We start from the raw sequence: 9763 nt of genomic DNA, 5'->3' as shown, positions 1-9763 counted from the left end.
TCTCAGAATCGAGATATGGGGCACCCTGCTGGTTCAATTCTTACACTCCCACCTTTGCGATGAGGCTGCAAAGGATGGGGTACCCGGCTAGACAGCTCACCGCAATCAAAATTTATCAAGAGACAATTCTGCGCCTTAAGCTCTCTATTTTTACTTCAAGTTTTTTAGTACTTTGGTCGTCTTGGAAAGCTGCTTGTAGCTGGAAAACTGTATATGACAAAACAACCATCACTGGATAATTCACAAACTCAATAAGAAATGTGACGTTGAGGGGGTGAAGATGAACGTTTCCACTTACCCATGCTCTTGGATCAGTTAGGAATAAATAAATTGCCAGCACTACTATTAAAATCAATGAAACTAATGCAATTGTCGGCCAAAATAAGAAGAGTATTAAGTAGCTCGGCTCGATTCTCATTCTTTTTATTCGTATCAGTTTCATCTCGCTAGCACCCAAGCGAGCTTTTAGAAACCAATTTCCTAGACGCTGGGGAGGGACTTTGAAAAATGCTTTAATCTCCGCGCCATAGATTCCTGAAGGAATAGCAAGAACAGCCAATGCTAACGTAATTCCTGCGTAATGGAGCCAGATATAGTCTGTAATTGAGTGGAAGCTCACGCTCGGAATATAACACGGGTGTCCGTTTGCTCTTTATCTAAGAGTTGGCTTCTAATCAAAAACATATCTTCGAGCTCTAAGTTACGGATAGATTCGATTTAGTGTCCTTGCGAAGGGAATTGTTTCGCGGACGTGGTCGAGGCCGCAAAGCCAGGCTACGACTCGCTCGATGCCCATGCCGAAGCCGGCGTGGGGGACGCTGCCGTATTTGCGCAGGTCGAGGTACCACTGGAACGCCTCTAGTGGAAGGCCGTGCTCTTCGATGCGGGACTTCAACAGGTCGTAACTGTCGACGCGCTGCGAGCCGCCGATGATTTCGCCGTAGCCCTCGGGGGCGAGGACGTCGACGCAGAGGGCCTTGGTGGGGTCGGCCGGGTCGGGCTGCATGTAGAACGCCTTGATGGCGGCAGGATAGCGGTGGACCATGACCGGGCGGTCGAACTGGCTGGAGATGTAGGTCTCGTCGGGGGAGCCGAAGTCGTCGCCGTACTTGTGCGGGCTCTCGAGCTTGCCCTCGGCGTAGGCCTTTTCGAGCATGGCGTGGGCTTCGTCGTAACTCAATCTGGGGAAAGCACTGCGTGCGGCGGGCGCGCCTTCGGCGCCAGTTGTGGCTGGCTGCGCGGCTTCGGCTGGGATTGATGCTCGGGGCGCTTCATCCCAGGTCTCAGATGCGAGACCTGGGGCACCCGGTTCTGGGGCTGGTTGTGCGGCGACGATGGGTTCGAGCTTGGTTATGTCGCGGCCTATGACTTTGAGGTCGGCGCGGTGCGACTCTAAAACGCGGGTGACGATGTGGGTGATGAAGGCTTCGGCAAGGTCCATGATGTCGTCGAGGCCAGCGTAGGCTACCTCGGGCTCGATCATCCAAAACTCGGTGAGGTGTCTTCGCGTCTTCGATTTTTCTGCTCTGAACGTCGGGCCGAAGCTGTAGACCTTGCCGAGGGCGAGCGCCGTGGCTTCGATGTAGAGCTGGCCGGACTGGGTGAGGTAGGCCTTGTCGTTGTCGAAGTAGTCCATCTCGAATAACTCGCTGGTGCCTTCGCACGCATTCGGAGTCAAGATCGGCGGGTCGGTGCGGATGAAGCCGTGGGTATCAAAATATTCCGAAGCAGCGCGCATGATGGTGGCGCGGACGCGCAGGATGGCCGACTGGCGGGGGGTGCGCAGCCAGAGGTGGCGGTGCTCCATGAGGAAGTCGACGCCGTGCTCTTTGAGCGAGATGGGGAAGGGGGTTTCGTCGGGGACGCGCTGGACGACTTCGACGTTCTCGACGTCGAGCTCGTAGCCCGAGGGGGCGCGGCTGTCGGCGCGGACCTTGCCGGTGACGGTGAGGCTGGATTCGAGGGTAAGATTTTTGAGCGTCTCGAAGACTTGTTCAGGCACGGCGGCCTTGGGGACGATGCCCTGGATGGTTCCGGTGCCGTCGCGGAAGATGGGGAAGAGGAGCTTGCCCGAGGCGCGCAGGTTATAGAGCCAGCCGCGCAGAGTGACGGTCTGGCCTTCGTGCTGGGCGAGGGAGGCGATGGTGGCTACGGCCGGGGTAGAGACATTCGGTTCCATGGAGCTATAAGTTTACGCGTTTGGCGGACGATTAGCGGAGAGTGAGGCGGAGGACGCGCATCCAGTTTTGGCAGGCTATTTTTTCAAGCGCGGCGTCGTCGAAGCCGTGCTGGCGCAGCGTGTCGATGAGGTGAGGCAGGCCACTGGCGTCGCCTATGGCTGCGGGGATGGTGGCTCCGTCGAAGTCGGAGCCGATGGCGACGCGGTCGATGCCGAGGCGGTCGACGAGGTAGGCGATGTGCTGCGCTACGAGCGAGAGCGGTGTGTCTACGTTGCGCTGGCCGTCGGGGCGGACGTCGCCGACGGAGAAGTTCATGCCGACGACGCCGTCAGATGCGCGGATGGCGTCGAGCTGGCGATCGGTGAGGTTGCGCGCCGAGGGACAGAGGGCGTGGACGCAGGTGTGCGTGACGACGAGAGGTGCGGTGCTGAGGACGGCGACGTCCCAGAAGCCGCGCTCATTGAGGTGAGCGAGGTCGAGCATGATGCCGAGCCGGTTGCACTCGCGGACGAGATCTTTTCCGGCTGGTGTGAGGCCCGGGCCGGTGTCGGGCGAGCGCGGATAGGCGAAGGGGACGCCGCGGCCAAAGATGTTGGGACGGCTCCAGACGATGCCGAGCGAGCGCAGGCCAGAGCGGTAGAGCTCGCCTAGTTCGCGGAGTTCGGGGTCGATGGCGTCTGCTCCCTCCATGTGGAGCAGGATGGCGAAGGCATCGTCGCGCCGGGCTTGCTCGATCTCGTCGACGGTGGTGGCGATGCGGATTTTGCCGAGGGAGCGCTGCTCGAGCGATCGCAGCGCGGCTAGTTGGAGGGTGATCTCTTTGTAGGTGCTTACGGGATCGAGAGGCGCGGCCATGCGAACTTCGTAACCGGTCTCGGTGACGGTCAGGTCTTCGGCTGCGTTGTATTTTGCAAAGACGCCGAGCGCGAAGAAGCCGCCGAACATGCCCCCAGCCTGGGCGCGGGAGAGATCGAGGTGGCCAGTGGTGGAGCGCTCAAGGAAGTCGATGCCATCCGGGCGGTACTCGCGGAGATGCTGAACAACGTCGTTGTGCCCGTCGAAGATTTTGATCGGCATCTTAGTCGCGGGCCAGCGCCTGCTCATGCAATGCCTGCAACCTGGCTGCCTTGAGGATGGTGAGAGGATCGCCCGCCGGAAAGAATTCCATGGCAATGAATTTGTCGTACTTCAGCTGCGCGAGTTTTTTGTAGATGTTGTTGTAGTCGATCTCGCCCGTGCCGGGTTGGTTGCGATTGGGCACGTCTGCGATGTGGACGAGGCCGACGAGGTCGAAGTTTTGCTCGAGCTTCTCGATGAGGTTTCCGGCGGCGCGTTGCTCGTGGTAGAAGTCGTACAACACTTTGACGTGTGGGCTCGCCACGTCACGAACGATGGCAAACCCCTGGCTGACGCTCGACATATACATCGTCGGATTTTCGATGGGATCGATAGGCTCAAGGACGATCTGAATATTGTTGGCTGCCGCAAGGTCGGCGGCACGCTTCAGGTTTTCGACACTCGCCGCGTGTTGAGCCGCAGGAGACAAGCCTTCGATGCGTGGCCCGGACTTGAGATTAATCTGCGGGCTTTGAAGAGCCTTTGCAAATCCGAATTGCGTCTTCAACTCGGCGAGAAAGTCGTTCGTTCCATTTGGATCGGCGAATCCTGCCTTGACCCCGCTGAGCATGTCGAAGTGGAGATGGAGCGAGGACATCTTTGCCATGACACGGCGGGTTTCGTCGGCGGACCACTTATGAAATTCGCCGATCAGCTCGACTCCTTCGTAACCCGCGGCAGCGACGATCTCAAGACAGCGATCGAACGGCGCCTGTTTTTCGATGGTCCAGAGCTGAACAGAAAAACGAAATCCATGGGAAGAGGCTGGGGGCTGAGCCTGGATGCGCGGAAGCGCCTGCGCAACACCTGCTGCGGCAATCAATTGGCTAAACTGGCGACGGTTCATGACTTCCCATATTACCCGCGAACGCGTTTCAGAGAGGGGTGTCGGGAGGCCGAACTAGCCTCAAGACTCAATATCTACTCGAAGAGCTTCCACGAGTTAGCCGCTTTCGCCGTCACGCTTTCGGCAGTCTCTTCGAGATCGTGGGCTATTTCGAGGATGCCTGGTGTGGTGGGCGGCAGCGTGGCTATTTGTTTGACTACGTTCTTCCAGTCGATGCCCCGAGCCCACGTCCCAGAAGCGGGACGTGGAGCACCCGCATTTGTGGCGGCGCTGCCGGGCCAGAGGTGGTCGTCCTTGATGCCTTGATTGTCATGCAGGTGAAGCTCTGCGATGCGGGGCTTCAGCAGCTCGAAGGCTGCGTCAATGCCGCCGTCGCTCAGGTGTGCATGGCCTACGTCGAGGGTGATGCCTACGTTGTCGAAGTGGCCTACGCGGAGGATCTCGAGCAGGTGCTCGGGGGTGGTGACTTCGTTCTGCAGATTTTCGAGCAGAATTTTTACGCCGAGCGGATGCGCGAAGGCCTTGAGGTGCTCGATGGCGGTGAGCGAATTTTCGAGGGCGCGGTTGTTCCAGGGCTCGTCCTTGAGGCCGAGGTGGAGGGTGATGGCGCGGAAAGGGATCTGCTCAGCGGACTCGATGGCGCGCTTGACCTCGTCCATGGCGTCGATGCGGCGGGACTTTTCGGGATCGATGAGGTTGAGGGTGGGAGCGACGTGGCGGCTCCACTCGGCGTCGGCGTAGAGGGGCTGGTGCAGCGTGACGGCGACGTCGTTTGATCGGAACCAGGCGGCGAGCTCACGGACGACGGAGCGGTCGGCGTAGTCGAAGTGGTGGCGAACGGCGAAGACTTCGATGGCCTGAGCACCGCCTTTTTGCATGGCGTCGAGCAGGCCGGAGTGCAGGCGCTGCTGGAGAAAGACGTGAGTGGAGATTCCGCGTTGCATCACTCTCCAAAATACAAGAGTGCGGGCCTTGAAGATATGCAGGGTATCGAAGATCGAACCCCCACTCCCGCAGAGGGCGATCGTCGAGCCCGATGCATCCGTGGACGGCGTTGCATGCAAAGAGCTGATGGCTACAGTTTGGGACTGTAGCCGTCAGCTCTTCTGGTGCACTCTCGATCTATCAGGCCAGGAATCTGCGACGGGCGACACCGAGCAGTCCCAGAAGGCCGGTGCCAAGGAGGGTCATGGTCCCAGGCTCTGGCGTTACGGATGTCTGCTGCGGGAGCAGGCCGATGGTGAAGCCGTTCCAATACTCAGGACTGGCCCCTGTAAAGGAGAGCGAAGTGATGGGCCCTCCGGAGAAGACGATGGTGCCGTCTCCCTCATTGCCAATCATGGTGTTTCCGCTCTGAGTAATGCAACTGCCGCCGTAGACGATGTTTGGGCCGCAGGCGACGATGCTGAAGCCATTGTCAAAGGTGTAATTCGTCCCAATGCCGGACTGACCGAGGCTGACCTCGGAGAGGACGAGACCGCTGACAGGAGCGGAGAAAGTAAAGGTGTTAGTCACGCCGGGGTTGCCGTCGATGGCGATCATGCCGCCATTGTTAGAAGCGTTGCCGACGACTCCGCCAATGTAGGTGGACGTGGGTTGGAAGTAGTTATAGTTGCCGGCATTCGAAGCGTTGACGAACTGGATTTCACCGGTGTAGGTGACGTTAATGCCACCGATGGTTCCGGTTTCGACTCCGACCGTGGGGCTGACCGTTGTCGGTGCATTCCAGGTAGCCCAGGTGACTGTATCTGCAAAGGCGGAGGGAACCGCAGCCACGAGTAAGAGGCTGAGGAAGAGGCGGGGAGACAGGATGCGCATAAGGAAGCTCCGGCAGAAAGATTTTTTTCGCAGGGCCCGGTGGACTAATTAACAGTGCACGTTGATCGCCAGAGTTTGTTTAGTTTTAAGTACAGGCTGGATGACACTTAGTGCGATAACCAGATATTCTCCGGCATGACTCTATGCACGGTTTTGCGTGAACTGAGCAAGATGTTGAGGAAAATACTTGTCCAATTGGGACAGTTGCAACTCAGGCTGATTAGAATTCGACAAGGGATTTGCATCCCTGCCGGTGTGACGCGGAGATGTATTGTGGGAAATCCTGTCTTTCCTTACCTTTCGCCCAATAAGGAGTTGGTTAACGACTATGACGCGTATCCTCGCTAGGCTATTTTCCGTTGTGTTTCTTTTGCCGATTGCCCTCCTGGCGCAACCCCCCGCGGTTTCTACGCCTTCTTCAATCAATATGGCAAAGGAAGTTGCCACCATGCGGGCGAATCTGGCGGACTGGCCTCAGCTAGAACACTATCGCGCGGCCAATGCGGCGCTGCCTCCGGTGACTGCGGGGGAGCAACGCGTCATCATCTATGGGGCATCGGTAGCGGAGTACTGGGGAACGCGCGGCGGAGCGTTCTTTCCGGGCAAACCCTATCTCAATCGGGGCATCGGCGGACAGAATTCGGGGCAACTGCTGGTGAGGTTCCGGCAGGATGTGATCAACCTGCATCCTGCTGCGGTCGTGTTTCTGGAGAGCACGAACGATATTGCCCAAAATATGACGGCTGAGGCATCGACGGACAACTGGCAGTCGATCGCGGAACTGGCGAAGGCGAATGGGATTCGCATGATCCTTACTTCGATTACGCCTTCGAATCACTTTCCCTGGAGTCCCGGGCTGCATCCGGCAGAGACGATCGGGGCGCGAAATGCGTGGCTGAAGAATTATGCGGCCAGCCATTCGCTGGTCTACGTGGACTTCTTTCCGGCGCTGGCCAATGCAGAGGGCGGCATGAAGGCGGACCTCACGGTGGATGGCGTTCATCCGAACAGGCAGGGCTATGCGCTGATGGCTCCGCTGGTACAGGCAGGCATCGATCAGGCGCTGGGCGAGAAGTAGGGATTTGTGGCAGCAACGGCATACCCCAGGGGCTCAAGCCCCCTTCGAGTTTGAATTGGATGAGAGGCCAAGCCTGAAGGCTTGGCATACCTAGAAGCAAAGCTTTCAAGAACTACAAATTTACGATTTCGGAGAGATGGAATGAAGATGTTTGCCCGTGTACTTGTACTGGCGTGTGTGCCGTTTGTGACTGCGAATGTTTTTGCTCAAACAACTATTGTGGCAGCTCCCGCAGCCGACACTGCGATGGCGAAACAGATCGCCGATATGAAGGCAAAGCTGAATGACTGGCCCCAACTCGACCGCTATCGGGCTGAGAACGCCGCGCTCGCTCCGGTAGCCGCAGGCGAGCAGCGTGTGGTCTTCTATGGCGACTCCATCACCGATGGCTGGGGACGGCGGCCGGAGACGGGGACCTTCTTTCCGGGCAAGCCTTACGTGAATCGCGGCATCAGCGGGCAGACGACCCCGCAGATGGTGGTGCGGTTCCGCCAGGACGTGATCGACCTGCACCCGGCGGCGGTGCTGATTCTGGCAGGGACGAACGACGTTGCCGGAAACACAGGGCCGATGACGCCGGAGATGACGGAGGACAACTTTCGCTCCATGGCCGATCTGGCCCACGCCAACGGCATCAAGGTGATTCTGGCCTCGATTACGCCCGCGTTTGACTATCCGTGGAAGCGTGGGATGGAACCCGCTCCGAAGATCCGCGCCATCAACGCATGGCTGAAGGACTATTGCGAACAGCATGGATATACCTATCTGGACTATTACACTTCACTGACCGATGCCGAAGGTGGGATGAAGCCGGGAATCAGTTTCGATGGCGTCCATCCGAATGCAAAGGGCTACGCGATCATGACTCCGCTGGCACAAGCGGCCATCGACAAGACGCTTGGGGAAAAATAACGGCGTAAAATCGCTGCATGATTCGTACCTATCAGGGGATTACACCGGTTGTGCCCGCCACCTGCTACGTCGACCCGTCGGCGCAGGTGATCGGCGATGTGGTGCTGGGTGAGCAAGCTAGTATATGGATGAACGCGGTGGTGCGGGGAGATGTGAACTCCATCCGCATCGGCGCAAAGAGCAACGTGCAGGACTGCGCCGTCCTGCACGGAATGCGCAACCTGTTTCCGGTGATCATTGGCGAGATGGTGACGATTGGCCACAACGCCACTGTGCATGGCTGCATCATCGAAGATGCAGTTCTGATCGGGATCGGGGCGGTGGTGCTGAACAAAGCCCGCATCGGCGAGGGCAGCATCATCGCCGCCGGTGCCGTCATCCCCGAACAGATGATCGTTCCGCCGAACTCGCTGGTGGCAGGCGTGCCGGGAAAGATTCGCCGCACGCTGGGGGATGAAGACCGCAAGCTAATCCTGAAGTACGCGCAGAACTATCTCGACTACACTGCGATTTATTTGAACGAAAAATAGGGAGTGGGTCTTTCCGATTAGCCCGTGTACTGGTAGAACGCGCCTTCATCGATGCACTGAAAACGCGTTCAGGCTGTGCCGTTCGCTAGAACCGAATGCTTCAAATCGACCATCGCGCCATTTGTAACGCGAGACGATTTCACCGGCAGAACAACAATCCCCCGAAGCCCGTTTAGGATCGAGCAATTCAAACACTAGCAGTCCATCCTTGCCGTACACGTTGTAAAGCCCATAGTATGCCCCGTCACCGGTGTGGCAGTAAGCCAGAAGCTTGGGCTTTTCTTGATCGACTGCATAGATATACACATAATGGGTCGTTTGCGTTCCTCCGGTCTGGTAGCGAAGAACTACAACAGCCTCGTCCTTTCCATCTCCAGTCAAGTCCTCGAACTTCACCGACTCCAACGTAAAGCCCTCGTATTGGGCATATTCTTTTCCGTTCATCACGAAGCTGGAAGTCTTCGTGAGATCGGAACCGTTTACGAGATGAATTGGCTCTCTTTTGACGCCCGCATGAGTCGGTATATTTAACCATTGCAGCCCGCTGTGCCCAAGCAGATGACCGCTCAACGGGTAAGTGAAATTCCTAAAATCCACCTGTCGAATGTTCTTCTGCGCACCCGCAAGACAAGTGCAGAAAACCAGCATAAATATGAGATTCAGATAACGCATGCGTCGAGCTTATCGCCTTTGCCTCAGGCTGTCAGTGATCTTCGACAGACCACGAATCCACTGAATACTAGATAGTTCCGGTTTGTCGGCAATCCGAAACTGGCCCCTGCCCCCAAATAGCTGCTTTCCCGTGAATGTGTCCGATTCGCTACACTTGAAGAACAATGGCAATTTTGAAAGCAGTGCGCGGGACACGGGACCTGTTGCCGCCGGAGACGGCGTTATGGAACCGGGTGGAGGCTACGGCGCGGGCGGTTTTTGCCCGCTATGGGTTTGGTGAGATTCGGACGCCGATCTTTGAGACGACGGAGCTGTTTGCGCGGGGCGTGGGCGAGGAGACGGACATCGTCTCGAAGGAGATGTACACGTGGGAGGATCGCGGACGCGCCGACAGCGATAAGGGACAGAGCCTGACCTTGCGGCCTGAGAATACGGCTGGCGTCGTGCGGGCTTATATCGAGCACAAGATGGCCGATACCGGGATGCTGCAGAAGCTCTTCTATATAGGACCGCAGTTTCGTCGCGAGCGCCCGCAGCGGGGACGATACCGGCAGTTCTGGCAGATCGGCGCGGAGGTACTGGGACCGGCGTGGTCTGGCTCCGACAGCGC

11 protein-coding genes are annotated in these 9763 nt (G+C 57.9%); 4 read left to right on the top strand and 7 right to left on the bottom strand.

Annotated elements, in window-relative coordinates:
• Positions 1-115: 115 nt before the first annotated feature.
• The 6 genes from VMU57_RS06630 to VMU57_RS06605 form a co-directional block, all read right to left on the bottom strand.
• Positions 116-559, bottom strand: a complete 444-nt coding sequence (locus tag VMU57_RS06630) for a hypothetical protein (protein WP_325381847.1) — start codon at positions 557-559, stop codon at positions 116-118.
• A gap of 141 nt (positions 560-700) precedes the next feature.
• Positions 701-2179 (bottom strand): asparagine--tRNA ligase, encoded by a 1479-nt coding sequence (locus VMU57_RS06625; RefSeq protein ID WP_325381846.1) that lies wholly within the window; start codon positions 2177-2179, stop codon positions 701-703.
• Positions 2180-2210: 31 nt separating this feature from the next.
• The gene (locus tag VMU57_RS06620) at positions 2211-3257 is read right to left on the bottom strand and encodes a dipeptidase (RefSeq protein WP_325381845.1); all 1047 of its coding nucleotides are present in this window, start codon (positions 3255-3257) and stop codon (positions 2211-2213) included.
• A gap of 1 nt (position 3258) precedes the next feature.
• Positions 3259-4143 (bottom strand): TIM barrel protein, encoded by an 885-nt coding sequence (locus VMU57_RS06615; protein WP_325381844.1) that lies wholly within the window; start codon positions 4141-4143, stop codon positions 3259-3261.
• A gap of 74 nt (positions 4144-4217) precedes the next feature.
• Entirely contained in the window at positions 4218-5087 is an 870-nt protein-coding gene (locus VMU57_RS06610) for a sugar phosphate isomerase/epimerase family protein (protein ID WP_325381843.1), read from the bottom strand.
• A gap of 181 nt (positions 5088-5268) precedes the next feature.
• Positions 5269-5961 carry a PEP-CTERM sorting domain-containing protein gene (locus tag VMU57_RS06605; RefSeq protein ID WP_325381842.1) on the bottom strand — a complete coding sequence of 231 codons (693 nt, stop codon included), beginning with the start codon at positions 5959-5961 and terminating at the stop codon, positions 5269-5271.
• Positions 5962-6289: 328 nt separating this feature from the next.
• Between VMU57_RS06605 and VMU57_RS06600 the strand changes: the two genes are divergently transcribed.
• From VMU57_RS06600 to VMU57_RS06590, 3 genes are all read left to right on the top strand, one after another.
• Positions 6290-7039 (top strand): GDSL-type esterase/lipase family protein, encoded by a 750-nt coding sequence (locus tag VMU57_RS06600; RefSeq protein ID WP_325381841.1) that lies wholly within the window; start codon positions 6290-6292, stop codon positions 7037-7039.
• A gap of 141 nt (positions 7040-7180) precedes the next feature.
• Positions 7181-7951, top strand: a complete 771-nt coding sequence (locus VMU57_RS06595; protein WP_325381840.1) for an SGNH/GDSL hydrolase family protein — start codon at positions 7181-7183, stop codon at positions 7949-7951.
• A 17-nt stretch (positions 7952-7968) separates the two neighbouring features.
• Entirely contained in the window at positions 7969-8481 is a 513-nt protein-coding gene (locus VMU57_RS06590; RefSeq protein WP_325381839.1) for a gamma carbonic anhydrase family protein, read from the top strand.
• A 45-nt stretch (positions 8482-8526) separates the two neighbouring features.
• Here VMU57_RS06590 and VMU57_RS06585 read toward each other — a convergent pair whose 3' ends face one another.
• Entirely contained in the window at positions 8527-9153 is a 627-nt protein-coding gene (locus tag VMU57_RS06585) for a hypothetical protein (RefSeq protein WP_325381838.1), read from the bottom strand.
• A 164-nt stretch (positions 9154-9317) separates the two neighbouring features.
• Here VMU57_RS06585 and VMU57_RS06580 point away from each other — a divergent pair.
• A partial coding sequence (locus VMU57_RS06580) for an ATP phosphoribosyltransferase regulatory subunit (protein ID WP_325381837.1) occupies positions 9318-9763 on the top strand: 446 nt, incomplete at its 3' end.

It is taken from the genome of Edaphobacter sp., assembly GCF_035532915.1.
Taxonomy (GTDB): Bacteria; Acidobacteriota; Terriglobia; order Terriglobales; family Acidobacteriaceae; genus Edaphobacter.
This window is presented reverse-complemented; position numbering and strand designations above follow the sequence as displayed.